General features: G+C 42.1%; 32 protein-coding genes and 1 riboswitch. Of the genes, 15 read left to right on the forward strand and 17 right to left on the reverse strand.

What is annotated here, in order from left to right:
- Window positions 1–92: 92 nt before the first annotated feature.
- On the forward strand, window positions 93–266 hold the full coding sequence (locus tag ES017_RS01535; protein ID WP_021095642.1) for a hypothetical protein: 174 nt from the start codon (window positions 93–95) through the stop codon (window positions 264–266).
- On the opposite strand, the gene ES017_RS01540 is transcribed toward ES017_RS01535, so the two are convergent.
- From ES017_RS01540 to ES017_RS01560, 5 genes are all read right to left on the reverse strand, one after another.
- Window positions 249–1,541 carry a globin-coupled sensor protein gene (locus tag ES017_RS01540; RefSeq protein WP_021095643.1) on the reverse strand — a complete coding sequence of 431 codons (1,293 nt, stop codon included), beginning with the start codon at window positions 1,539–1,541 and terminating at the stop codon, window positions 249–251. The genes ES017_RS01535 and ES017_RS01540 overlap by 18 nt on opposite strands.
- 81 nt (window positions 1,542–1,622) lie before the next feature.
- Complete coding sequence (locus ES017_RS01545; protein ID WP_021095644.1) at window positions 1,623–1,766, reverse strand: YvrJ family protein; 144 nt, start codon at window positions 1,764–1,766, stop codon at window positions 1,623–1,625.
- Between the two features lie 69 nt (window positions 1,767–1,835).
- Window positions 1,836–2,051, reverse strand: coding sequence for a DUF2922 domain-containing protein (locus ES017_RS01550; protein WP_021095645.1), 216 nt, complete (start codon window positions 2,049–2,051; stop codon window positions 1,836–1,838).
- A 12-nt stretch (window positions 2,052–2,063) separates the two neighbouring features.
- Window positions 2,064–2,267, reverse strand: a complete 204-nt coding sequence (locus tag ES017_RS01555) for a DUF1659 domain-containing protein (protein ID WP_004891408.1) — start codon at window positions 2,265–2,267, stop codon at window positions 2,064–2,066.
- Window positions 2,268–2,323: 56 nt separating this feature from the next.
- Entirely contained in the window at window positions 2,324–2,632 is a 309-nt protein-coding gene (locus tag ES017_RS01560; RefSeq protein ID WP_021095646.1) for a winged helix-turn-helix transcriptional regulator, read from the reverse strand.
- 116 nt (window positions 2,633–2,748) lie between these two features.
- Between ES017_RS01560 and ES017_RS01565 the strand changes: the two genes are divergently transcribed.
- The gene (locus tag ES017_RS01565; RefSeq protein ID WP_021095647.1) at window positions 2,749–3,351 is read left to right on the forward strand and encodes a nitroreductase family protein; all 603 of its coding nucleotides are present in this window, start codon (window positions 2,749–2,751) and stop codon (window positions 3,349–3,351) included.
- Between the two features lie 15 nt (window positions 3,352–3,366).
- Here ES017_RS01565 and ES017_RS01570 read toward each other — a convergent pair whose 3' ends face one another.
- Together ES017_RS01570 and ES017_RS01575 are read right to left on the reverse strand one after the other, a co-directional pair.
- Window positions 3,367–4,623: an ATP-binding protein gene (locus ES017_RS01570; protein ID WP_021095648.1), complete on the reverse strand. Its 1,257-nt coding sequence runs from the start codon at window positions 4,621–4,623 to the stop codon at window positions 3,367–3,369.
- Window positions 4,624–4,641: 18 nt separating this feature from the next.
- On the reverse strand, window positions 4,642–4,893 hold the full coding sequence (locus ES017_RS01575; protein WP_021095649.1) for a YueH family protein: 252 nt from the start codon (window positions 4,891–4,893) through the stop codon (window positions 4,642–4,644).
- Window positions 4,894–5,139: 246 nt separating this feature from the next.
- On the opposite strand from ES017_RS01575, the gene ES017_RS01580 reads away from it, so the two are divergent.
- The gene (locus tag ES017_RS01580; RefSeq protein ID WP_021095650.1) at window positions 5,140–5,664 is read left to right on the forward strand and encodes a sigma-70 family RNA polymerase sigma factor; all 525 of its coding nucleotides are present in this window, start codon (window positions 5,140–5,142) and stop codon (window positions 5,662–5,664) included.
- On the opposite strand, the gene ES017_RS01585 is transcribed toward ES017_RS01580, so the two are convergent.
- Window positions 5,591–5,785 carry a hypothetical protein gene (locus tag ES017_RS01585; RefSeq protein ID WP_483296334.1) on the reverse strand — a complete coding sequence of 65 codons (195 nt, stop codon included), beginning with the start codon at window positions 5,783–5,785 and terminating at the stop codon, window positions 5,591–5,593. The genes ES017_RS01580 and ES017_RS01585 overlap by 74 nt on opposite strands.
- 147 nt (window positions 5,786–5,932) lie before the next feature.
- Between ES017_RS01585 and ES017_RS01590 the strand changes: the two genes are divergently transcribed.
- Window positions 5,933–6,232, forward strand: coding sequence for a hypothetical protein (locus ES017_RS01590; RefSeq protein WP_042888335.1), 300 nt, complete (start codon window positions 5,933–5,935; stop codon window positions 6,230–6,232).
- An 88-nt stretch (window positions 6,233–6,320) separates the two neighbouring features.
- Window positions 6,321–6,497, forward strand: coding sequence for a YkvS family protein (locus ES017_RS01595; protein ID WP_021095653.1), 177 nt, complete (start codon window positions 6,321–6,323; stop codon window positions 6,495–6,497).
- Window positions 6,498–6,512: 15 nt separating this feature from the next.
- On the opposite strand, the gene ES017_RS01600 is transcribed toward ES017_RS01595, so the two are convergent.
- The 5 genes from ES017_RS01600 to queC all read right to left on the reverse strand — a co-directional run bounded on the left by ES017_RS01600 (window position 6,513) and on the right by queC (window position 9,651).
- Window positions 6,513–7,202, reverse strand: coding sequence for an oxidoreductase (locus tag ES017_RS01600; protein ID WP_042536162.1), 690 nt, complete (start codon window positions 7,200–7,202; stop codon window positions 6,513–6,515).
- Between the two features lie 117 nt (window positions 7,203–7,319).
- Window positions 7,320–7,811, reverse strand: coding sequence for a preQ(1) synthase (gene queF / locus ES017_RS01605; protein WP_075039389.1), 492 nt, complete (start codon window positions 7,809–7,811; stop codon window positions 7,320–7,322).
- An 18-nt stretch (window positions 7,812–7,829) separates the two neighbouring features.
- On the reverse strand, window positions 7,830–8,552 hold the full coding sequence (gene queE, locus ES017_RS01610) for a 7-carboxy-7-deazaguanine synthase QueE (RefSeq protein WP_021095657.1): 723 nt from the start codon (window positions 8,550–8,552) through the stop codon (window positions 7,830–7,832).
- On the reverse strand, window positions 8,552–8,989 hold the full coding sequence (gene queD, locus ES017_RS01615) for a 6-carboxytetrahydropterin synthase QueD (RefSeq protein ID WP_009362722.1): 438 nt from the start codon (window positions 8,987–8,989) through the stop codon (window positions 8,552–8,554). Before queD ends, queE begins: the two co-directional genes overlap by 1 nt.
- The gene (gene queC / locus ES017_RS01620) at window positions 8,986–9,651 is read right to left on the reverse strand and encodes a 7-cyano-7-deazaguanine synthase QueC (RefSeq protein WP_021095658.1); all 666 of its coding nucleotides are present in this window, start codon (window positions 9,649–9,651) and stop codon (window positions 8,986–8,988) included. The genes queD and queC overlap by 4 nt, the downstream gene beginning before the upstream one ends.
- 76 nt (window positions 9,652–9,727) lie before the next feature.
- Window positions 9,728–9,772: riboswitch (PreQ1 riboswitch) on the reverse strand.
- Window positions 9,773–9,911: 139 nt separating this feature from the next.
- Here queC and phoU point away from each other — a divergent pair.
- The gene (phoU, locus tag ES017_RS01625) at window positions 9,912–10,571 is read left to right on the forward strand and encodes a phosphate signaling complex protein PhoU (protein ID WP_009362724.1); all 660 of its coding nucleotides are present in this window, start codon (window positions 9,912–9,914) and stop codon (window positions 10,569–10,571) included.
- A gap of 94 nt (window positions 10,572–10,665) precedes the next feature.
- A complete protein-coding gene (locus ES017_RS01630) occupies window positions 10,666–11,184 on the forward strand; it encodes a hypothetical protein (protein WP_171334638.1) in 519 nt (172 codons plus the stop codon).
- A 195-nt stretch (window positions 11,185–11,379) separates the two neighbouring features.
- Here ES017_RS01630 and ES017_RS15840 read toward each other — a convergent pair whose 3' ends face one another.
- Window positions 11,380–11,493: a DUF6254 family protein gene (locus ES017_RS15840; protein WP_003396753.1), complete on the reverse strand. Its 114-nt coding sequence runs from the start codon at window positions 11,491–11,493 to the stop codon at window positions 11,380–11,382.
- 106 nt (window positions 11,494–11,599) lie between these two features.
- Here ES017_RS15840 and ES017_RS01635 point away from each other — a divergent pair, with 106 nt between their 5' ends.
- A complete protein-coding gene (locus ES017_RS01635) occupies window positions 11,600–13,213 on the forward strand; it encodes a methyl-accepting chemotaxis protein (protein WP_171334639.1) in 1,614 nt (537 codons plus the stop codon).
- A 10-nt stretch (window positions 13,214–13,223) separates the two neighbouring features.
- Here ES017_RS01635 and ES017_RS01640 read toward each other — a convergent pair whose 3' ends face one another.
- The 3 genes from ES017_RS01640 to ES017_RS01650 all read right to left on the reverse strand — a co-directional run bounded on the left by ES017_RS01640 (window position 13,224) and on the right by ES017_RS01650 (window position 15,152).
- A complete protein-coding gene (locus ES017_RS01640; protein WP_021094904.1) occupies window positions 13,224–13,673 on the reverse strand; it encodes a hypothetical protein in 450 nt (149 codons plus the stop codon).
- 42 nt (window positions 13,674–13,715) lie between these two features.
- Window positions 13,716–14,711 (reverse strand): YkvI family membrane protein, encoded by a 996-nt coding sequence (locus ES017_RS01645; RefSeq protein WP_021094905.1) that lies wholly within the window; start codon window positions 14,709–14,711, stop codon window positions 13,716–13,718.
- A 66-nt stretch (window positions 14,712–14,777) separates the two neighbouring features.
- On the reverse strand, window positions 14,778–15,152 hold the full coding sequence (locus ES017_RS01650) for a FixH family protein (RefSeq protein ID WP_171334640.1): 375 nt from the start codon (window positions 15,150–15,152) through the stop codon (window positions 14,778–14,780).
- Between the two features lie 89 nt (window positions 15,153–15,241).
- On the opposite strand from ES017_RS01650, the gene ES017_RS01655 reads away from it, so the two are divergent.
- The 7 genes from ES017_RS01655 to ES017_RS01685 all read left to right on the forward strand — a co-directional run bounded on the left by ES017_RS01655 (window position 15,242) and on the right by ES017_RS01685 (window position 21,921).
- The gene (locus ES017_RS01655) at window positions 15,242–16,216 is read left to right on the forward strand and encodes a YncE family protein (protein ID WP_171334641.1); all 975 of its coding nucleotides are present in this window, start codon (window positions 15,242–15,244) and stop codon (window positions 16,214–16,216) included.
- A 2-nt stretch (window positions 16,217–16,218) separates the two neighbouring features.
- The gene (locus ES017_RS01660) at window positions 16,219–16,890 is read left to right on the forward strand and encodes a response regulator transcription factor (protein WP_021094908.1); all 672 of its coding nucleotides are present in this window, start codon (window positions 16,219–16,221) and stop codon (window positions 16,888–16,890) included.
- The gene (locus tag ES017_RS01665; RefSeq protein WP_171334642.1) at window positions 16,877–18,283 is read left to right on the forward strand and encodes a sensor histidine kinase; all 1,407 of its coding nucleotides are present in this window, start codon (window positions 16,877–16,879) and stop codon (window positions 18,281–18,283) included. Before ES017_RS01660 ends, ES017_RS01665 begins: the two co-directional genes overlap by 14 nt.
- Before the next feature lie 35 nt (window positions 18,284–18,318).
- A complete protein-coding gene (locus ES017_RS01670; RefSeq protein ID WP_035064150.1) occupies window positions 18,319–19,173 on the forward strand; it encodes a methyl-accepting chemotaxis protein in 855 nt (284 codons plus the stop codon).
- 136 nt (window positions 19,174–19,309) lie between these two features.
- Window positions 19,310–20,647: a DNA cytosine methyltransferase gene (locus tag ES017_RS01675; protein WP_042536151.1), complete on the forward strand. Its 1,338-nt coding sequence runs from the start codon at window positions 19,310–19,312 to the stop codon at window positions 20,645–20,647.
- An 88-nt stretch (window positions 20,648–20,735) separates the two neighbouring features.
- Window positions 20,736–21,101, forward strand: coding sequence for a hypothetical protein (locus ES017_RS01680; RefSeq protein WP_171334643.1), 366 nt, complete (start codon window positions 20,736–20,738; stop codon window positions 21,099–21,101).
- Between the two features lie 10 nt (window positions 21,102–21,111).
- Window positions 21,112–21,921 (forward strand): MspI family type II restriction endonuclease, encoded by an 810-nt coding sequence (locus ES017_RS01685; protein ID WP_171334644.1) that lies wholly within the window; start codon window positions 21,112–21,114, stop codon window positions 21,919–21,921.
- Window positions 21,922–21,956 lie beyond the last annotated feature (35 nt).

Genomic DNA, 21,956 nt, shown 5'->3' on the forward strand with positions numbered 1-21,956 from the left:
ACATAACGATCCTCTTTTTTATACGAATCATATGTATAAAAAGTTTCACTTTTTTTCAAAATATATAGTAAAAACGAGAAAGGAGCAAGTCTATGATTGTTTTTCTTATGTTTACCATGTTTTTTCCTGACTATGAAGTCGAAGGAAAAAAAATCGAGCCTTCCATTTACTCGACAGTAAACGAAAGGCATCGTGAGCCGTTTCAGCCGAGGCAATATATTCGAAAAGTAGAGAAAAAAGAGGACGGATTACAATTCGCTCGCTAGCCCTTCTAATTCATCAGCAGATGCGGATACATGTTCCATCGCCTCATGAATTTCACTTACTGCTTCCGCGCACGCTTTCATTTCGTCGTCAATGCGCACGCTATATTGGCAAATGCGTTCAAGCGCGGATGCAAATTCATCAAAAAACGAATAAATCGTTTCCATTCCATTTGTACTCTCGGTCACAGAAAGCGATGCAAGTTCAAGCGATTGCGACATCGCAACAATATGATCATGAATATCGCTTAATACGCGCGATACATCAGCGACCGATTGTTTCGTTTGCGTCGCCAGTTTGCGCACTTCATCAGCAACGACAGCAAAGCCTTTTCCGTGCTCTCCCGCGCGCGCCGCTTCAATCGAGGCGTTCAGTGAAAGCATATTCGTCTGATCTGCAATAGACGTCACAAGCGAAGCGATATGTTCAATTTCTTTCATCGCTTGTTGAAGTTTGCCCATATTCGCTTCAATTTGTTTCATTTTTTCATTCATTTGTAGCATGTTTTCCACTTGCGCTTGCAATTGTTGTTTTCCTTTTGCTGATTTTTCAGCGCTTGCGACAGCCACATGAGAAGCTTCTTGTGCCGCCTGCAAAATGCCAGCGGTTTGCGCGTTTAACGCCGCGACGGAAGCGCTTACTTCATCGGACGCATGACTTAGCTGTTGAATCGATGCTTTCACTTGTTCTTTCATTTGTTGTTTCAATGTCTCCATTTGTAAACGAAGCTCTTCGTTTTCTCGTTCATATTGTTCTAACACGAGCTGTTGTTCAACATTTAACATTTTAGAGACGGATTTCATGACGACAATGACATACGATGGCTGACGTAATTGTTCTAACATGACCGCTAAAATTTCCTCAAGCAAATGTTGAAACGAAGCGATGTACCATTTCGGCTCTAAACCGATGCGGACGTGTGCTTGAGCAACGCGACGTCTTTTTTCAATAAACGCTTCATCAATGTTTCCGTTAAACATTTCTTTTACATGTGTCGTTAATGTTTGTTTTAAGCGCTCAATCGTGCTATGTTGTTGAATGATTGAAAGCAAATGACTTTCTTTTTGAAGCGCACCATAAAAGGCGTCAACGATGCGAGCAATATTTGCTTCAATATAAGGTTTGACGTGCTGTAAAATCGCAATATCTTTCGTTGTCATCCCGATAAGCGCCAGCTGTCGTTCAACCGTTCCTTCATGGAGGCGAATCGGCTCTTCTTTCATTTGTAAAATCGCTTCAAGCTGTAAATCGCGCTCCTCTTGTTTTCGTTTAAACAAAATAAAACCCTCCTTAACTCACATAACCAACTTTCTTACATGTTTATGTTAACAAAAGGAATGCAAAAAGAAAACACCCATTTAGTTGGGTGCTTTCCATTGTTCGCCTAACATGCGAATCGAGTCGATGACCGCATCTAATTTGCCTTCGATCCGATGCAGTAAATAAAACGTCACCGCAATCGGAAAACCGACATCGGAAAGAAGCGACAAATACGCTTCCATCTTTCTCAACCCCTTCGATTTTCGCTTATATATAACAAGGTGTCCCGCCGCACAGGACACCTTGAGCATTTATGCAAACGTCCATTGTGTCACCGTTGTATCGATGAGGCGCGCTCCTTTTTTCGCGATGAGATCGCCTCCACTCGATGGAAAGACGTTTGCGGCAATGATGACATCCATCGCTTGACTAATTTGCGCTTCTGTCACATCTTCACGCGGTGCATCGATGCTGAAACGAACCGTCTTCCCTTCTTCATTCATAAACTGCAATTCAAGCGTTTTCATTTCTCATCCCTCCTATTCACCTAATACGTGCACATCATTGCGATATACGTGAACGAGCGGCGCGCTTTGCAAAGATGCAAGCGCTTGGGCAACAGAGACGAGCGAGCTTTCCGTTGCGTTCGGTTTGATCGTATACGTTTTATTTTTGTATAGCGGTTTGCCCGTTTCTGTCACGCCAACTTCAAACGTTAAACGAAGTTGTGAACGTTGAAGCATGTCTTTCCCCTCCTTTCACTTATACTATCGCAACGACGATGGCGAAAGGTTAGGGACTACACCCATTTTTCTGCCCACACTTGCACCGCTTCCATCACAATGTGTAAATCTTTCCCTTTTTCCGTTAATTCGTATTCAATGCGCACAGGCTTTTCAGGGTAAACGTGGCGAACGACAATGTGTTCTTCTTCTAATTCTTTTAATCGTTCTGTTAACATTTTTTGGCTAATTTCCGGGATGCTTTCCGCTAAATCTTTAAAACGAAGCGGTCCGCGAAATAAAACGTGAATAATTAACCCATTCCATCTTTTTCCCAGCAGTTGAAACGCTGCTTCAATTTTCGGACAAACATGCGAACGTTCCATAAATCATCACCCTATGCATGAAATTTGACAAACTTATTGTAACTAAATTAATATAATTATCGTAACTAACAAAAAGTAAGTAATTTTATTTTTGTACATTTAAGGAGGAAATATATATGATTTCAATTATTGAACAACGACAATCCGTTCGGAAATACGATCCGAACGCTTCGATTTCGAAAGAACAACTAACAAAAATTTTACAATTAACGACGAAGGCGCCTTCTGCTTGGAATTTGCAACATTGGCATTTCGTCGTCATCTCTGGAAAAGAAGCGCAACAAAAACTCCTTCCAATCGCTTACAACCAACAACAAATCGTTGATGCATCGGCGGTCGTTGCGGTACTTGGCGATTTACAAGCAAATAAAAAAATAGATGCCGTATATGATCCGCTTGTCGCACAAGGAAAAATGACAAAAGAAGTGAAAGAAACGCTCGCCAAACAAATTGAAGGAGCGTATACAAACGCACAATATGCGCGCGATGCTGCGTTAACGAACGCTTCGTTAGCTGCGATGCAACTCATGCTTGTCGCAAAAGCTGAAGGGTTTGATACGTGCGCGATCGGCGGCTTTGACCCACAAGCATTTATGAAAGAGTTTCACATTTCTGACCGATACATTCCGGTGATGCTCATTACAATCGGTAAAGCGAGCGCACCTGCCCATCCTTCTCTTCGTTTACCAGTAGATGAAGTCACGACATGGGTAGAGTAATAAAAATGACCCGTTTTAAGACGGGTCATTTTTATATGTTGGTAAGATGATTTCAACCCGCGTTCCTTTGCCAACTTTGCTTTCAATTTGCATCGTGCCTTTATGTTCATGAACGATTTTCATGCTTGTCGTTAACCCAAGCCCCATTCCTTTTTCTTTTAACGTATAAAACGGTTCGCCAATTCGTTTTAAACGCTCTCGCTCAATCCCTTTTCCTGTATCTTCGATGATGACGTGGACGCGGTCATCTTTTTCTTTCGTAGAAATGGTGATTGTTCCTCCCTTTGGCATCGCTTCTAATGCGTTTTTGATGACGTTGACAAACACTTGAATGATCTCGCTTTTGTCGCCATATACGGTTGCGGATGTGCGCGGTTCATATTTCATTTGTACATTTTGTAAAATCGCTTCATACGTAAACAGCCCGATCACGTAGTCAACAACGTCGTGTAAAGCGAACGGTTTATACGATTTCATTTGCGGTTTCGCAAGCACGAGAAGTTGGCTCACGATTTGATTGACGCGCTCAATTTCATCCAACATAATTTGCACGAAACGTTCATCTACTTCTTTCGTTTCTTTCATCATTTGCAAAAAGCCTTTAATGGACGTGAGCGGATTGCGAATTTCATGGGCGATGCCTGCTGCCAACTCACCGATAACGGATAGTTTTTCTTTTTTCAACAATAGCTGCTCGGCAATTTTTTGTTGTGTAATGTCGCGCCCGATGACGACAAGCCCTTTTCGTTTTCCGTTTTCGTAAAATAGCGGCACTTTAATGACGTCAAACGTTTTCACTTCACCGTTTGGCGTCGGAAACGATTCTTCCGCACGCGTCACCGTTTTTGCCCGCCACGCTTCTTCGTCCGAATCGATGCAATAAAGTAACGCTTCGCGAAAATGAGGAGTATATTCCGCCAGTTCGGCATCTGTTTTTCCTTTATAATCGACATGCTCAAGCCCGTATAGCTTTAAGCCAAATTCGTTTACTCTGAGCCAACGTCCTTGTCCATCTTTAAATGATACGAAATCAGGCATCGCATGAATGAGCGTCAACAGCTCTTGTTCGCTTTCGCTCATTTGTTTTAATTCGCGATGTTTTTTAAAAGCGATATACATAAATACGGCAGATAAAATGACAAACATAAACCCTTTGAACGTTTGAACATATGGGACGATCTGTTGCGGAAGCGGCAACTTTTCTACATAAAAATCAGTCAATACGATCCAAATGGTGCTGACAATTACATAAATGACAATAGCGTATTTCATCTAGCAACGAAACCTTTCTTACATTTCTCTCATCCATTGGGCAAGCTTCATCGCAAGCGGCGAAACATGCTCTTCTTCTAACACGTTCGCAAGCGATTGTTGTAAACGTGATTCGATATGAACGAAATCATCATAGCTAACATAAATGGACCATTCCAAATACGGAATCGCAACAACGATATATTGTTCTTTTTTATTTTCGTAAATGTATACGTTTTGTTGAGAAGAATGTGGGTCAATACATGCTTTTCTAATTTTCATCTTGCTCATGCCTTTCCATTTTTTATTATCATAACACAAAATTTTTCCATTGTTCAAAACATTTTTTTCGGAAAATCCTTTATTTCCTGCCTGTTTTCTCCCCGATTTTTTGTATTTCCTTAAGGGAAATGGTGTATATGCGAGACGTAAATGGGCGATTTTTCTCCGTTTTGTCTTTCGCATCATACAAGCGTTTTTGTTAGGCTAAATGTACCGCGGAATAACTGAGGGCGCGCCTTCAAGAAAGGGATATATATGTCTTTTGAAAAAATTGTTGACGAATATCGCCCGCTCATTTCTTATATGATTCGCAAGTTGCATATTCGCCGTCATGTCGATGAATATATGCAAATCGGTTTAATTGCGCTTTGGGAAGCATATGAGCGATACGACGAAACGAAAGGCTCCTTTTGTACGTTCGCATTTAAAATGATTCGGTGGCGCATCGTATCACAGCTGCGCAAAGAAACGAAAAACGTATATGTTCCGTTGCCAGAAGAATATGTGCTAAAAGAAGATGTCGATTTTTTTGCCAACATCGTATGGGAAGATGCGCTGCAATATTTAACGCCGCGCGAGCGCATATGGCTTATTCGTCATGTGATCGAAGGAAAAACGTTAAAACAAATTGCCGATGAAGAAGGAGTAAGTATAAATGCCGTAAAACAATGGCGCATATCCGCCGTCAAAAAGCTAAAACGTTACGTTAACTGCGCGGCTCATCCATATAGTAATACACGACATCGCCGCCGCGCTGGGCGACGCCGCGAAAATGTTTAAAATCTTCTTGCTGGACGAGCACATGACGAAACGTTAAAAAATGTTCTTTTTTTACAAGCACATGCGGAACGTCGCGCGTGCGCAATTGTTCAATTAGTCGCTTTGCTTCTTGTTCAGTCACGTTCATCCCTCCCTCTTTGTTTTAACGCGCTGAACGATACATGTCAATACGATGTGTGAATGCCTAATTTTGTTATATTGACACACGTCTATAAAAAATGCACATACAATGTTGGTGGATTCTAAATGAAAGAAAGGAAGATGAACGATGAATGACTGGAATATGTATGAAGATTTCCGATTAGATCAACAAATGATGCCCCAGCAAATGCCACAAATGATGCCGCAACAAATGCAGCCGATGCCGATGCCACAAATGATGCCGGGGGATTGTGGCTGTGGGATGCCGATGGGACCGATGTGGCCAGGAATGCCACAAATGATGCCACAACAAATGCAGCCAATGCCAATGCCACAAATGATGCCGCAAATGATGCCGCAACAAATGATGCCAGGCGGTTTCGGGGCACCAATGTGGCCGTACATGCCGTATGGGCCACAGCGTTAAAAATAGTTGAAAATGCCCTTTACGAACGAGGAAAAATCATGCAAAATAGAAAAAAGGTTTAAAAATTCAAAAGTAAAGGGGATTTTCAATGAAAAAAGCGCAAATTGGCGATGTCATTGAATTTAAAAATGGGCTGCGGGGAATCGTTGAAAAAGTAAACGAAAATTCAGTTATTGTCGACTTAACGTACATGGATAACTACAAAGAACTCGACTTACAAGAACGAACAGTTGTCAACCATAAAAACTACAAAATTGTAGAGTAACGAAAAGAGGGCTGCTTATTGTTGATGAGACAGCCCTCTTTGTTGTTCACATTGACCTTTTATTTCGCTACATTCGTAAATGTATACTCCTTGTTTTTCGGAAAGCGCAGCATAATACATCGCTTCCGCCACTTGTTTTGCAGCGATCGGCTTATATTTTTCCCATTTGCCGACGAACGCAAACGAAAAACCGTGAGAAAGCCATTCCGCTGTTTTTTCACCGAGGCGAAATTCTTGTCGCTCTCCTGTTAATAACGATGGGCGAAAAATGTGTAACGAGCGAATCGTAAGCCGCTGCAACGCTTCTTCCGTTTCCCCTTTGACGCGATTGTAAAAAAACATCGAATGCGGATCCGCCCCGATCGCAGAAACGAATAAAAACGTTTTGACGTGGCATTTTTCCGCTAGTTTTGCCGCCCGCAACGTATATTCGTAGTCGACTTTAATAAATTGTTGTTTTGTTTTTGCTTTTTTCATCGTCGTCCCTAAACAACTAAATACATCGTCGACATGAAAATATTGTTCATATTGTTCGATGTTGTCAAAATCAACGACAACTTGTTGTAATTTTTCATGCTCGCACGTCATTTGCTTTCGAACAAACACCGTCACTCGTTCATAATGCTCTGAGCGAAGCAATCGTTGGAGAAGCTCGCCTCCGACTAACCCGCTTGCTCCGATCACAAGAGCTGTTCTTTGTCTCAAATGAAGACCCCCCAAACAAAAAAAGGTTCGTAACAATTTGTCATTATATACCCGTTTGCGAAAAAAAACTAGTTCTCTTTTATGAATTTTTTAAGGCTGACTTATGAGCCAGCCTTTTTAGCGATTATCCACTTTTTCCGGATATAAATCGTGGTTTAATAAGCGATATTCCGCCATTTTTTCATATTTCGTTCCCGGGCGACCCCAGTTGCAATACGGGTCAATGGAAATGCCGCCACGCGGTGTAAATTTTCCCCAAACTTCAATGTAACGCGGCTCCATGACGCGAATTAAATCGTTCATAATAATATTGACGCAATCTTCATGGAAATCGCCATGATTGCGGAAGCTAAATAAATATAACTTCAACGACTTACTTTCAACACATTTTTTATCAGGAATGTAACTAATGTAAATTGTGGCGAAATCTGGTTGGTTTGTTTTAGGGCATAGGCTCGTGAACTCCGGACAGTTAAATTTTACAAAGTAGTCGCGATCAGGATGTTTGTTATCAAACACTTCAAGAATGTCTGGGCTGTATTCGAATACATATTTCGTTCCTTGGTTTCCAAGAAGCGTGACTCCTTGTAGTTCTTCATCTTTTCTCATCGCTTTCTCCTCCTTTAGTTATACGCCGCGACGATTGCCCCATAATAACGTATGTAGTTGCGGCAAGACGCGAACGTCGTTCATCTCGTTTGATTGCACAACTTGTTCGACGAGCCATTCAAGTTTTTGTAATAACTTTAGGCGAAGCGTGACGTCGTCTCCTTCATGTATATCATCATTGCCGACTTGCACGTAAAACGGAACGGTCGGGTAGCGTTGATGCACATGTTTGGCATAAGCAAAATCTTCATCGTTAAATACGACGACTTTTATACTCACTTGTCCGCGATGGCTCGCTAATCGGTCCATGATCGTATCAAGCATCGCAAAGTTTGTTTCCATGTTTGAGCTCGGCGGCTTTGGTGAAATCGTGAAATCGTCGATATCGTAAAACCAGTCTTGCCATACGCTTCCTTGCGTCTCTAAGCCGATGCGCATTCGATGTTGTTTCAGTAAAGAAATGAGCGCATGCAAACTTTTGAGCAGCGCAGGATTGCCGCCTGAAATGGTCACATGGTTAAAACGATCCCCGCCAAGCTGTTTCAGTTGTTGCCAAATGTCTTCAGCCGTCATTTGTTTTATTTCATCTTTCGCCGAACCGTCCCACGTAAACGACGAATCGCACCAACGGCAACGATAGTCGCAGCCTGCCGTGCGGACAAACATCGTTTTTTGCCCGATGACCATACCTTCACCTTGAATCGTCGGGCCGAAAATTTCAATGACCGGAATGCGCTCCATTATTGTTTCCCTGCTTTCGGACGATATACGACGTAGCTTGTCGGGGACTCCCGCACAAACACTTGAACGCATGTCGGTTTATTCGGCAACGTGTCTAAATGTTCTTGAACAATTTCTGCAATTTTTCGCGCTACCACTTCTGTCGTCGGAAAATGTTCAGCAGCTGTATCGCTAAATACGTCTTTATGGTCGTTCATAACCGTATGATCAAAACGGTTGTGCACAAGTTTTTTCAACTGTTGAAAGTTAATTAAAAAGCCCGAATCATCTAGCTCGTCACCGGCAACAGTAATGTTTATAAAATACGTATGTCCGTGCATGTTCGCACATTGCCCGGCTGCTTCATGCGGAATAAAGTGCGCCGCCGCAATTTGCATATCTTTATTTAATTCATAGCGAAATGGGTGTATCACTTGCGGATAAATTTGTTGGATCATTGCACATGCGCCCCTTTCTTTTCACTCATATATTGATCAAGACCTCGTTTACGCAACACGCACGCTGGACATTCGCCACAACCGTCAGCGATGATGCCGTTGTAGCACGTGAGCGTTTTCGTGCGCACGAACTCAAGCGCATGCAACTCATCAGCAAGCTTCCACGTTTCTGCTTTATTTAACCACATGAGCGGCGTATGGATGACAAAGTCGTAATCCATCGCTAAATTAAGCGTCACGTTTAACGACTTAATAAATACGTCCCGGCAATCCGGATAACCGCTAAAGTCCGTTTCACATACGCCCGTCACGAGATGACGTGCCCCTTTTTGTTTCGCAAGCACGGCCGCAAACGATAAAAACAATAAATTGCGCCCATCGACAAACGTGGACGGCAATTGTCCTTCTTTTTGTTCGATCGCTATATCGCTTCTTGTCAGCGCATTTGGTGCGAGCTGATTTAATAGCGACATATCGAGCACCGTATGTGGCACGTCAAGCTCTTTGGCGATCGATGCAGCGACGTCAATTTCGAGCCGATGGCGTTGGTTGTAATCAAACGTCACCGCTTCGACTTCCGCAAAATGTTTTTTCGCCCAAAATAAACATGTTGTACTGTCTTGGCCGCCGCTAAAAACGACGACTGCTTTTTCCTTTTTCATTTTTCGCTCCCCTTTCTTACGTAATGAGAAGAAAGAGCGTTCTAAAACAAAAACGCTATACCCCCTAAGGACATAGCGATCCCTAGTTTTTTTATAGAGGGTGTTCTAGAACCTCTCCTACGCAAAAAGCGTAGAATTCTTCTTCAATTGTACGCCTAACAATATACCATAAAACATATATTCATTCTATAAAAAAATTATGCTTTATTTGTGAACTGTTTTCAGGATATAATAACAACAAAAAAGTTAGGTGATTCAACATGACAAAACGTTCAACTTTTGATGCGGCGCTTCAACAACTGCGCGAAAAATTAATGACGATGGTATCTGCTTCGCAACAAGCGCTACATGAATCGATTGAAGCGTTAAAAACGCAAAATATCGCGAAAGCAGATGACATTATCGAAAACGATAAAAAAATTAACGAACTGGAGCGCGAAATTAACGAGCTTGCGATTATGACGATTTTAAAACAACAACCGGTCGCATCTGATTTACGTCGGTTAATCGTTGCGCTGAAAATTTCGTCTGATGTCGAGCGCATTGGTGACATTGCAGTCAATATCGCAAAATCGGTCAAATTTATCGGCACAGAACCGCATGTAAAACCAATCGTCCACATTCCTGAAATGGCGGCGATCGTCAACGAAATGTTAGATCATGCGCTTCATGCGTTCCATAACGACGACGTTGAAGAAGCGAAACGCATTGCGCTTGAAGACGATCGAGTAGACGAATTACAAGGAAAAATTATTCAAGAATTAATTGATTTAATGAGCGAAAAGCCAGAGTTTACAAACCAAATTACACAATTGTCGTTCATCACGCGCAACTTAGAGCGCGCTGGCGACCATGTGACAAATATCGCTGAAAATATTTTATATAGCGTCAAAGGAATTCGCATTGATTTAAACTATTAAACATTCGGGTGCCTCCCATCGTTTTGGGGCATCCTTTTTTTGTCGATTTCTTTTTGATGTGATGATATAATTTTGTCGGGGGAGGTGAGGAAATATGGATGATATGCTCAAACGTATTTTCGATGAGCTCGCATTGTTGCGTGAACGCATGGCCACGAAAGATGATATCGCAAGCATTGAACAGCGTATGGCCACAAAAGACGATATCGCTGCCATGGACAAGCGTATGGAACACATCGAGCAAACGATGGCGACAAAAGACGATATCGCTGCCATGGATAAGCGCATCGAGCACATCGAACAAACGATGGCGACAAAAGATGATATCGTAAGCATTGAACAGCGCATGGCCACGAAAGATGACATCATTAGCATTGAACAACGTATGGCTACAAAAGATGACGTCCCAGACATTCCTCTCATTAAACAAGCCGTGCTAGAAACATTAGAAGCAGTAAATGAAATATCAACGATCAAGCAAAACCTCGCTGAAATGTCCCAAAAACTAGATGATGTCATCGCGACCCAAGCGCGACATGAACTTGCTATTCAGTCGCTTGCGCTTCGGTCACTTGTACATGAAAACGAAATTCGTGCGTTAAAAGCGAGATAATAAGAAAAGCGCAAAGCGCCCGCCTATCGGCGAAGAGCGCACAAGCCCCACCGAGGAGGCTGTTGCCGCCGCAGTGTGGGGCGGAGCGACTCAAGCCGATGGCGCTTGGAGCTAGACATCAACTCCAAATTTTATACTTTCTTATCTTTCGAGATAAAAGGCTGTCACAAACTTCTTTTGGACAGCCTTTTCCATTTATTTTTCCTCTTTTGCTAGTTGTTCAAACGACTTCACTTTCCCGTGCGGTTCATTTTGCGCTTGCTTTCGTACGGTCCATTGTCGCTCTTTTTGTCTTTTCGATTGGGTCATTCGTCTCACCTCCCTTTTTATCATTTGTTCATTTTCCTTTTTTATGTCTTTTTCATCATCTGAAAATTGTGTATATTTGAAATAAGGGGAAAAGGGGGAGAGAACTTTGTTGCAATCGAAACAAGCGAAAAAAGCACTACAAAAAGTACAACGAGTAGCGAAAGAAGTAAAACGAACGATGCGATTAGATGAACCGCTCGCTCAACAACTCGATTCGTTGCGCGACGTATTAGACCGCCATCTTGAACGCGATGAATATTTCGTCATCGTCGATGAAGACGGAAAAGGTGTTGTGCATACGAACCGTTTGCGCGAAGGGATGGTATTTGACGACGAAGTAGGAAAAAAATCTGCGAAAACAACTACCCCACTGTTGCAACTGTATAAACGAAATACAGGTGAAGTGCTCATCGATGCGGCATGTCCACTTTTCGAACAAAATGGAAAGCGCTTTAATTTGCGCATGGGACGTCTCATCCATCAGCCGTATATAGAAATGTGGTTTAGTACGATCGTCTTATTGCCCGTTATCGCTCTTTTTATTGTTGCGTTTATAATGCATCTACCTGTCAAACAAACGTTGCTTCTGACGAGCGTCACCGGTTTGATCGGTTTTCTCGTTTCTTTTTCATTTTACCGCACGATCATGAATCGCCTGCACGCGTGGTATCATGTCACTCGTGCCGTCTCATCCGGACAGCTTCATACCGAAGTGAAAACGGTCGGAAAGCGCAACGCTTTTCATCAAATTGGCTATGAAATTAACAAAGTGATTCTCGGCTTGCGCATGATTTTACAACAAATCGCAAAGGCAACCTACTCCGTTGAACATGTGAGCCACGAACAAAAAGAAGAAGCGAAACGAATTGCCGAGGCGTTCGATGAAGTATCCGCAACAATGGAAACGTTTCGTGAAGGGGCGCAAAAACAAACGACATTTGTCGATGAAGCGAAACAGCGCATTCAAACGATGCTTGATTACATGCGTACCGTCCAAACAGATATTGAACAAGTCGTCGAACGGGCGCAAACGACATTTCACTCCGCCCAAACAGGATATACCCATATGCAAGCTATCGAACAACAAATGAACGACACAAAACAACAAATGAACGACACCGCCAAACAAATTCAAACGGTCGCGAAAGAAGCGGATGCGCTCATCCAAAAAGTGTCCGCCATTACGGCAATTGCAGAACAAACGAACATGTTGGCGTTAAACGCTTCCATTGAAGCGGCACGAGCAGGAGAAGCTGGAAAAGGATTTGCTGTCGTCGCCTCAGAAGTGCGGAAACTTGCGGAACATACGAACGCTTTCGCACATGAAATTTTATCATCGCTTGCGAATACGTACAATCAACTATCAAACGTCGCACATGCGGTCACGAAACAAGCGAATACGATCGACGAAACGACCGCTTCCTTAACAAAACTGACCGACAGTATTGCGTATTTTCAAACGATGTCACATGAGCTAAACGCGCTAAGCCAACGAAACCGAACGCTCATGCAACAAACGACAAAAGAAGGAAACGAACTACACGAAGCGATTGCAGATATTTATACGATCGCCAACGACTTTACAAAAGTCGTTCACGAAACAGCAAGCGGACTGGAACAACAAGCGATGAGCGTCCACCAACTCGCAAAAGAAGCGGCGGTATTGGCGGAGGAAGTGTATCAACTAAAACAAATTTTACATCGATTTGGAATAAAATGAAAAAGCGAGCCTAATGTGCATTGGCTCGCTCCCTTTTTGTGTGATATGCGTATGCTCCCATACCGATCGTTGAAACAAAAAGCACCAAAAGCATATGTCCTTCTTCTAAACCAGCTACAACGCTACATCCGAAACAAAAGAGAAGCGGTGTTTCTAGCCACTGTTCCTTGCTAAATAGCCACCACTCAAATAAACCGATCGTAAACGCCAACACGTACATCGTTCCACCATGAAGCAAAAATAATGAAAAAACTCCCATCCATAACGCAATGGCTGCTGGCAATAAAAGAAATGCGTCATGCTCACGTACACCGCGCTTAAACACATATATATGAACGATAAGTCCAAAAGAAAAAACAATAAGCGCCCATACATTTGCATTGTACCATTGAATGAGATGGAACGTTTCAAGCGTAAAGAAAACAAGTAAAACGAACATTGCGATGACCGTTTTCCGCATGAATTCACCTCCCCACATTCAATGTACTACACTTCTTTTTTTCTAGCTAGGCATTTTTCGATAGAATAGCAAGAAAATAAAAATGATGCTCATATATCCAAATAAAGGATACAATACAGTAAGAAGCGCATCATATCCGACTAAACTAAACGCATACATCGCCAGCAAAAGCGCAACGAGAACAAAGAAAGGCTGGCGAAAAAAAAGCGCCAGTTTTCGATGCAATCCGAATACCCCTGCAATAAACGAGGTGAAAATTTCTCCATAAATGATCGCGACGTATAACCCGTAAAACGAAGCAAGCGAACGTTTCACCACTTCCGCCATCGGAATGCTGTAAGATGACAACTGTGGCAACAACGAAAGGGCAACATGACTGCTAAATAAAATAAACATAAGCAACATGCCGCCGAGCCAACCACCGAGACGAATCGTTTTTTCATCTTTTATTTCCGTTGCAAGCGGAACGAGAACGACTTGCGCCATCGCTAAATTAAACGCCACATACGAAAACGGAGAAAAAAAAGCAGCAAGCGACGGCTTCGTCCATACGACGTCGCTTCCGTTCATTATCGCAATACATAAACTAAATATCACCATCATCGGCACGACAATCATATTGACGCTTAAAATGCCGTTTAAGCCAAATAACATCGTCACAAACGCAAGGATGATCGTGAGCACAAGGCCGACGTATGCCGGCATATGAAGCTGTTCTTCAAACACCGCCCCCGCCCCTGACAACATGACCGATGTCACGCTAAATAACACAATAAACATAAATAAATTGACGAGAAAACCGAATTTCCCAAACAAATAACTATTCAACTGCTCATATGAACGGGCATGAAGCCTAGCGGCCATCATCATTAAACGCGTCCCGAAAAAAATAAATAGCCCCCCGCTTGCTGCAATGGTTACAAACCCAATCGCACCGTATTGCGTAAAAAATTGCACAATTTCTTTTCCGGTCGCAAATCCAGCCCCAACGACCGTTCCGACATATACAAACGCAATTTGAACCGCCCTCATCCACATACGCTCTCCCCCACTCGTCCATTTTTTCTATATATATGAAAAAAAACGGCGAATATTTTCCGCCGTTTATTCTACAACTACATCGATTTTTGGCATATTATGCATATTTTTTGCCGTCACATGCGCCACAACGGAATACGTTCCTTTCGCTGCGAACGTATAGCGCGCGACATATTTTCCGTCGCCGACATGTTTTCCTTCAATCATTTGTCGGTCTTCTGTGCCATGTTTCCATACTTCAAATTTCACTTCTGATGCATCCGTTACTTTTTCATCGCCATATGTTACTAAACATGCGAGCTCGACTTCTTGATTAGCCGGAAGCTTTTCTTCGACCGCCATTTTGACGTCTAAATACGCCAACTCTTCTTCTTCCGCCTTGTTCGCACAACCGGCGACAACAAGCAAAACGAACGAAAACAACAACAACCATTTTTTCATGTTTATCCCCTTCCATGTTACAATAGTTTCACAAAATATTCACAACTATTTGCTACAATAGTATTAAAACGCGATGGAGGACTCGTACAATGCAAGTTCGTTTCTTTCTTTGGCTAATGATCGTCATGTTATTAACGAGCTGCACCTCACAAACGTACCCCCCGATCAAACGGGACGAGGCGGTCATCGGCGTCGTGAATATAAAAGAACAAAGCTTGTCATTTATTGATTATAACACGAAACAAGTCATAACAACATGGCAAGTGAAAAAACCGATCACAAAAGTAGCGCTTCTTCCGGACGGCGATACGATCGTTTTATTCGGACAAGACATGGATGAAATGATCGCCTATACGTTATCGACGGGAAGAGAAGCGAAGCGATGGAGCGTTGAAAAAGGGGTCACGGATGTGCTCGTCACTGAGCGTGACTTGCTCGTCGTCAACGAAAAAAAAGGAACGGTGTCAATCATGACGTTTGATGGAAAAGTGAAAGATGTGATCGCAACTCCGCCGTCCCCTTTTTCAGTAATAGAAGACGATAAGCATGACCAATGGATTATTATTCATTTTAAAAATGGCGCGATTTCGTTTATTGACAAGACGACAAAACGAGTGACACGAACGGTCGATACGCTCGATTCCGCCGTCAGCGGCTTCGTCGTTCCTGAAACGAATGAACTATGGGTCGGCGGGCATGGCAGCGGAGCAACGATTCAACAAGAAGCATACGTCCATTCGCTTGTCGATGGGCGTCTCATCACACGTGTAAAAGCAGAAACGATGCCGATTCAATTCGCCCAAACGAACGAAGCAATATACGTTCTTTGTCACGGATCGAACATGTTATACGCATTTGATCGGAACACAAAACGATTGATTCGCGAGCTGAATATTGGCGCCAATCCGTTTGCGATGACAAAGGCGAAAAACGATCTCGTCATCGCAAGCTACGACAGCAACGAACTACTTTTTGTTGATGAAAAAACATTCAAGCAAACAAATACTGTTTCTGTTGGACACGGACCGTTTTACATCTTTTTCCGTGATGCGAAGGGGGAATAAACGTGGCAACGATTTTAATTATTGACGATGAAAAAGAGATGCGCGAGCTACTTCGCCTATATTTAGAGCCAGAAGGATTTACGTGCATCGAAGCGGACGATGGCGAAGCAGGGCTTGCACAATTCGGACGAAGACATGTCGATTTAATTTTACTTGATATTATGATGCCGAAACTCGACGGCTATCGTTTTTGCATGCACGTGCGCGAACGTTCGCAAGTGCCGATCATTTTTTTAACGGCACGAAGCGATGAATGGGATCGTGTATATGGGCTGAAAATTGGCGCAGACGACTACATCGTAAAACCGTTTAGCCCGAATGAAGTCGTGGCGCGCGTTCATGCTGTACTTCGACGAACGAAAGGGGCTGATGCAACTCCGCAATATGAAGCAGGTCCGATCGTTGTCGATGAAAAAGCGCGAAAAGTCACGGTCAACGGAAAACCTGTTTTGTTAACGTTAAAAGAATTCGAATTGCTCGTCTTGTTTTTAAAACATCGCGGTCAAGTATTTACGCGTGAACAGCTGTTAGATCGCGTCTGGGGCATTCATTACGTCGGCAGCACGCGCACGGTCGATACACATATTAAAACGTTGCGCATTAAATTAGGCGAAGCAGGGCAACTCATCCAAACGGTATGGGGAGTGGGATATAAATTTGATGAAACGGTTTAATTCTCTTTCTCTACAACAAAAGCTTTGGCTGACGATTAGCGCTTTTTTAGTGCTGGCGGTGTTGCTTTTATATACGGTTGCCGTTTATATATATGAAAACATTTATATTTCAAACGTCGAACAACGTTTATTGCAAGAAGGAATGAACATCGCCGCAAAATATGAAGGTGGTGCGCTGACAGACTCGTTTCGCGACACCGTTTCCTTCATCAATGACATATCCGATACAGAAATTGTGCTCGTCAACAATCCGCGTGAATTAAGCGCATGCTTGCCGTTTGAAGTCGATCATCACTCCATTATTAGCGAAGCGGAACGGCAACAACTACTTGCCGGGAAAACAGTGACGAAAAAAGGATATGAACAAACGTTTGACCGTCAAATTGTCGGCATCATCATTCCGCTATTAGACGAACATCGCCTCATGGGCATTTTATATTTGTACGTTCCGCTCGCATCTATTGAAGATGTGCTCGAGCGCATTCAAACGTTCGTCATGATCGGCGGCAGCCTTTTTTTATTCATTACGGTATTTGTCGGACGAAAAATTGCGATGCATTTCACAAAACCGTTGCAACATATGCAACAAGCGGCCTATCGCGTCTCACAAGGCGATTTTTCTGTCCACGTGAATGTCGAAACGGAAGATGAAATCGGACAATTAGCGAAGGCGTTCAATCAAATGGCGCATGCGCTCGCCAAAGAAGATGAACGAAAAAAAGAATTTTTAGCGAACGTTTCCCACGAATTGCGCACGCCGTTAAGCTATGTGAAAGGATATAGCGAAGCGTTATTAGACGGCGTGGTAAAAGACGAACAACAACAAAAAAAATATATGAAACTCATTCACCGCGAAGCGAGCCGCATGCAACGTCTTGTGCGCGATTTGCTCGATTTGGCGCAACTAGAAGGCACATATCCGCTCGTGCGCACTCCGTTTTCAATCGCACAGCTTATCGAAGAAACGATTGAAAAATACGAGCCGCTTTTACAAGAAAAACGCATTCACCTTTCCCTCGATGTCGATCATGACTTAGTCGTCGATGGCGATCCCGATCGCATCGAACAAGTGTTGCAAAACTTGCTTGATAATGCGTTGCGCTACACCCCTTCTGGCGGCAACATATCGTTATGTACCGTAAACAAACATCCGATGTGCGAGCTCGTCATTTCCGATTCGGGACAAGGAATGTCGAAACAAGACATCGAACGATTAGGCGAACGATTTTTCCGAACCGACCGCTCCCGCTCGCGCGAACATGGCGGCACAGGTCTCGGCATTGCGATCGTCAAGCAAATTGTAAAACTACACGGCGGATCAATTCGCTTTGAAAGCGAACAAGGAAAAGGAACGACTGTGTACGTTCAATTGCCGTTATATGATGAATCATAGTACAATAGATCTATCATATGTTTAGGAGGGATGACATGAAGTTACATACGATTCCGCTCGATTTAGAGCGCGTATTTGAATCGATGTGCCACTCATTTGCGATGATTTTATTTCGCCCAGATACAACAGTATTATGGGCAAACGATGTATTTCTTCAAGCGATGGGCTACACGGAGCAACAATTGCTCGGTTTATCCCACCGTCAATTTTGCCTTCCAGAATACGCAAACAGCTACGAGTATACACAATTTTGGAATCGCCTAAAAAACAAACAGCCGTTTTACGGCACGGTGCAACGCGTCACCCGACACGGCAAACATATATGGCTAGAAGCGCTCTATACTCCGGTGTTAGACGAACAAGGGCAATTGCAAGCGGTTTTTAAAATCGCCACCGATGTCACCGACCGGCAACAGACGTTAAATGAAGAGTTTGCTAGTTTACTTGAAGAAATGAACGCGAGCACGAGCGATATTCAACAAACGGCGCGCTTAATCAACAATCACGTGAAACAGTTGAGTGAAAAAGCGGAAAAAGTAAGCAAAAGCACAGAAGAAATTCAAGGCGTCATTTCGTTCGTGAAAGACATCGCGATGCAATCGAATTTGCTCGGATTAAACGCCGCTATCGAAGCGGCTCGCGCTGGCGAACACGGACGTGGCTTTGCGATCGTCGCAGAAGAAGTACGCAAAATGGCAGAAAAAAGCAAACATTCCGCCGAAGATATTTCCGAACAGCTGAATCATATTACAAACTCGGTGTTAGAGATGGTTCATATGCTTCAAGAAGTGGCGGAAAAAATAAACGATAGCGCCGAAGCGATCGACGAACTTCATCAAGTACAACAACATATGGTGAAAATTACGGATAAATTGACGAAACTTTTATAACTGCCCATTGCGGCAGTTTTTATTTATCATGCCATATAATACAATCGCTCAACGTTTCGAATAAAAAATAAAGATTTTTTCAGTCATATTTGTTAAAATGAATTTGATGAGAATTTTAATAAATGGAGGAGGTTGTATGTATACAAGTATCGATTTATTTGCAGGACCTGGCGGATTAGCAACCGGTTTTATGTGGAGTGGAATAAAACCTTTAATTGCAGTTGAAATGAGTTATTGGACAGTTCAAACGTATAGTGCTTCCCACGATGCTGAAATTTTTGATTTAGAAAGTTTCCTATCTGGTACAATGGAAAATCCAGAGAAGTTTTTTAGAAAAAGTGAACGCACCCTTCTCATCTATGGGGACATTAATAAAGTTTCCAATAACCTTATTTCAAAAATTCTCAAACAACGTTTTGGTGTGGATTCGGTAGATATTGTAACAGGAGGGGCTCCGTGTGAAAGTTTTTCTATGGCTGGGAAGAGGGAAGATGGAGATGAACGAGACGATTTGTTTTTAAACATTTTGCGTATCGCTCGCCATGTGAAAAGTAAGATGGTTCTTTTTGAGAATGTAAAAGGACTATTATCAAAACGCTCAAATGGTAAGTCTGTATTCAAAAATATTTGCGATGAATTTGAATCAACTGCTTATGATACGTCCTTTTGTTTAGCTAGCCGTGATCCCCATCAAATTCTTCTAACAGCAAGCCATTACGGTGTCCCTCAAAATCGAGAACGCATTTTTTTAGTTGGGATTAATCGCAACTACAATGCAACTTTTCGATACCCACTCCCAACTCACGGACCTAATCGAATGTTTCCTTATGTTACTGTAGGAGATGCTTTATTAGACTTACCTGAAGTTCGTCCAGGTGAAGAAGTAACAGAGTATACATTCAATTTTTCAGATCACGCACTTAGCGAGCAAAGACGTGATTTTTTACTTAAAATGCGTGGAGTTACACTAAGTGTTCCAAAGCACCTAGCATTTCATCAGAACTCATTAACTTCACACAAAGCAGTAAATCATCGTGAGAAAATGGTTAAACGTATGGAGCTTATACACCAAGGTGAAAATATGAGAACTGCTGCTGAACGTTTAATTTCAGAAAACAGAGAAGACTTACGACGAGAACTTTTTCCGAACAAGTTATATGGCGCGAGAAACAGGAGATTAAGGGAAGATACCCCAAGTTTTACAGTCACATCCCATTGTTTAGATGAAATGATACACCCAGTTCAGCATCGAGGATTAACTCCGAGAGAAGCTGCAAGACTTCAAAGTTTTCCTGATTGGTATATTTTCGAAGGTCCTTTTGTAAAGTTTCATTCCGATCCGGAACAAGACCGATACGAACAGATCGGCGATGCTATTCCTCCGCTACTAGCTTATGCATTAGGACAAGAAGTAGTAAATACGTTAAACACGATCTATCACCAAATAAACAACAATATTGAATATATATGTTAAAAGAGTAGGACAAGTTCCTGCTCTTTTTTTGTAAGTAAATTTGTGGTAAGGTAAAATACAGAACAATCTGTATGGGGAGTGACGAGACTTGGCACAAGAAAATCGCCGAAAACAAGAACATGGTGAAAAAAACAAAAAAAATCTTCAGTCACTAATCGAGACATACACTCGGGAAGGACATATTGCTGAAAATATATCACCTTATAAAACGGGTTATCCCAATTTTGATGAAAAACAATTTAAATTAGACCATCTTATCACCTTCCGTGATGGCGAAGTTTGGGGAATACATACTACGTCAACCATTCGAACAGATCGTGCAAAACAAATTCAATGGGATTCTTACCATATTAAGAAAATTAACCAACATGTGAGCAAAGTATATTTAGTTTTTCCTGAAGGGCTTGATCATTACAACAAAAATCAAGCGCTAAGTTATCAAAAAAAAAATTAGAGAGAAAAAAATGTATACAGCTATTGATGATGTTTTAAGTTTAAGTGAGCTTGAACAATGCTTAGAATCAAAAAGTTTGGAAAATGAAAACATTGGAAAAAGAAAAGCAACGGAAGGAAAAAATTTTGAAAAGCGACTAGTATCTATACTAAACCACTCTTCAAACATAAAAAAATGGAATCAATCAAGTTCAACAGAAGATGGTTATTTTTATCCAACATTTCAACAAATCATGAGTTTAATAGGCTTATCAAGAAATGAGAAAATACTGAAAATAGAGGCAACTGATAAAATTCCTAGACTCGAAACAGGTGGACAACCAAAAACAGATATTCTACTTACCATTACGACAGATAGACGCTCGGAAGAAATGTTCACATTTAGTTGCAAACGCTCAAGTGCGAAGTATGTTTCAATCCATGAGTACACAGCAGAAAGTTTTATAGAGGTGTTAGATATAAAAGATAAAAAATTACAAGAAGCTTTCCTAAAGTTACAAGAAGTCGGAGGCTTTACCGAACTGAAAAAACGATATGATGCTCTTTATAAAGTAATGGAGAAAGAACTGCCTATTCTAAATAAAAAATTAGCAGAATGGGCTTATGCCGGTATTGGTGGATACGGGGATCCAAAGATTCACTGGGCAAATTATATCATTGTCTTCAAAAATGATACAAAAACACTTGAGATGGAAAAAATAGATGTTTATATTGCGAATATATTACAAAATGTAGAAGGACAGATGGGGACTTCTTTTCAATGGACTTATCCATCTAAGAAAAAAGGCAAGGCAATACAACTAAAAGGAAAGATTACTTGACTTTTATTTCAAAAAACAAAGACTGCTTTACTTCA

The sequence above is a fragment of the Anoxybacillus sp. EFIL genome, from assembly GCF_013096955.1.
Classification (GTDB): Bacteria; Bacillota; Bacilli; order Bacillales; family Anoxybacillaceae; genus Anoxybacillus; species Anoxybacillus ayderensis.

Coding starts and splice junctions, on each gene's coding strand:
- ES017_RS01590 (WP_042888335.1), top strand. CDS start 5,933: ATGAATGACTGGAATATGTATGAAGATTTCCGATTAGATCAACAAATG.
- ES017_RS15840 (WP_003396753.1), bottom strand. CDS start 11,493: ATGACCCAATCGAAAAGACAAAAAGAGCGACAATGGACCGTACGAAAG.
- ES017_RS01535 (WP_021095642.1), top strand. CDS start 93: ATGATTGTTTTTCTTATGTTTACCATGTTTTTTCCTGACTATGAAGTC.
- ES017_RS01550 (WP_021095645.1), bottom strand. CDS start 2,051: ATGAAAACGCTTGAATTGCAGTTTATGAATGAAGAAGGGAAGACGGTT.
- queD (WP_009362722.1), bottom strand. CDS start 8,989: ATGATCCAACAAATTTATCCGCAAGTGATACACCCATTTCGCTATGAA.
- ES017_RS01560 (WP_021095646.1), bottom strand. CDS start 2,632: ATGGAACGTTCGCATGTTTGTCCGAAAATTGAAGCAGCGTTTCAACTG.
- ES017_RS01685 (WP_171334644.1), top strand. CDS start 21,112: ATGTATACAGCTATTGATGATGTTTTAAGTTTAAGTGAGCTTGAACAA.
- queC (WP_021095658.1), bottom strand. CDS start 9,651: ATGAAAAAGGAAAAAGCAGTCGTCGTTTTTAGCGGCGGCCAAGACAGT.
- ES017_RS01665 (WP_171334642.1), top strand. CDS start 16,877: ATGAAACGGTTTAATTCTCTTTCTCTACAACAAAAGCTTTGGCTGACG.
- ES017_RS01565 (WP_021095647.1), top strand. CDS start 2,749: ATGATTTCAATTATTGAACAACGACAATCCGTTCGGAAATACGATCCG.
- ES017_RS01595 (WP_021095653.1), top strand. CDS start 6,321: ATGAAAAAAGCGCAAATTGGCGATGTCATTGAATTTAAAAATGGGCTG.
- ES017_RS01570 (WP_021095648.1), bottom strand. CDS start 4,623: ATGAAATACGCTATTGTCATTTATGTAATTGTCAGCACCATTTGGATC.
- phoU (WP_009362724.1), top strand. CDS start 9,912: ATGACAAAACGTTCAACTTTTGATGCGGCGCTTCAACAACTGCGCGAA.
- ES017_RS01670 (WP_035064150.1), top strand. CDS start 18,319: ATGAAGTTACATACGATTCCGCTCGATTTAGAGCGCGTATTTGAATCG.
- queE (WP_021095657.1), bottom strand. CDS start 8,552: ATGGAGCGCATTCCGGTCATTGAAATTTTCGGCCCGACGATTCAAGGT.
- ES017_RS01545 (WP_021095644.1), bottom strand. CDS start 1,766: ATGGAAGCGTATTTGTCGCTTCTTTCCGATGTCGGTTTTCCGATTGCG.
- queF (WP_075039389.1), bottom strand. CDS start 7,811: ATGAGAAAAGATGAAGAACTACAAGGAGTCACGCTTCTTGGAAACCAA.
- ES017_RS01580 (WP_021095650.1), top strand. CDS start 5,140: ATGTCTTTTGAAAAAATTGTTGACGAATATCGCCCGCTCATTTCTTAT.
- ES017_RS01655 (WP_171334641.1), top strand. CDS start 15,242: ATGCAAGTTCGTTTCTTTCTTTGGCTAATGATCGTCATGTTATTAACG.
- ES017_RS01675 (WP_042536151.1), top strand. CDS start 19,310: ATGTATACAAGTATCGATTTATTTGCAGGACCTGGCGGATTAGCAACC.
- ES017_RS01630 (WP_171334638.1), top strand. CDS start 10,666: ATGGATGATATGCTCAAACGTATTTTCGATGAGCTCGCATTGTTGCGT.
- ES017_RS01555 (WP_004891408.1), bottom strand. CDS start 2,267: ATGCTTCAACGTTCACAACTTCGTTTAACGTTTGAAGTTGGCGTGACA.
- ES017_RS01575 (WP_021095649.1), bottom strand. CDS start 4,893: ATGAGCAAGATGAAAATTAGAAAAGCATGTATTGACCCACATTCTTCT.
- ES017_RS01650 (WP_171334640.1), bottom strand. CDS start 15,152: ATGAAAAAATGGTTGTTGTTGTTTTCGTTCGTTTTGCTTGTTGTCGCC.
- ES017_RS01645 (WP_021094905.1), bottom strand. CDS start 14,711: ATGTGGATGAGGGCGGTTCAAATTGCGTTTGTATATGTCGGAACGGTC.
- ES017_RS01640 (WP_021094904.1), bottom strand. CDS start 13,673: ATGCGGAAAACGGTCATCGCAATGTTCGTTTTACTTGTTTTCTTTACG.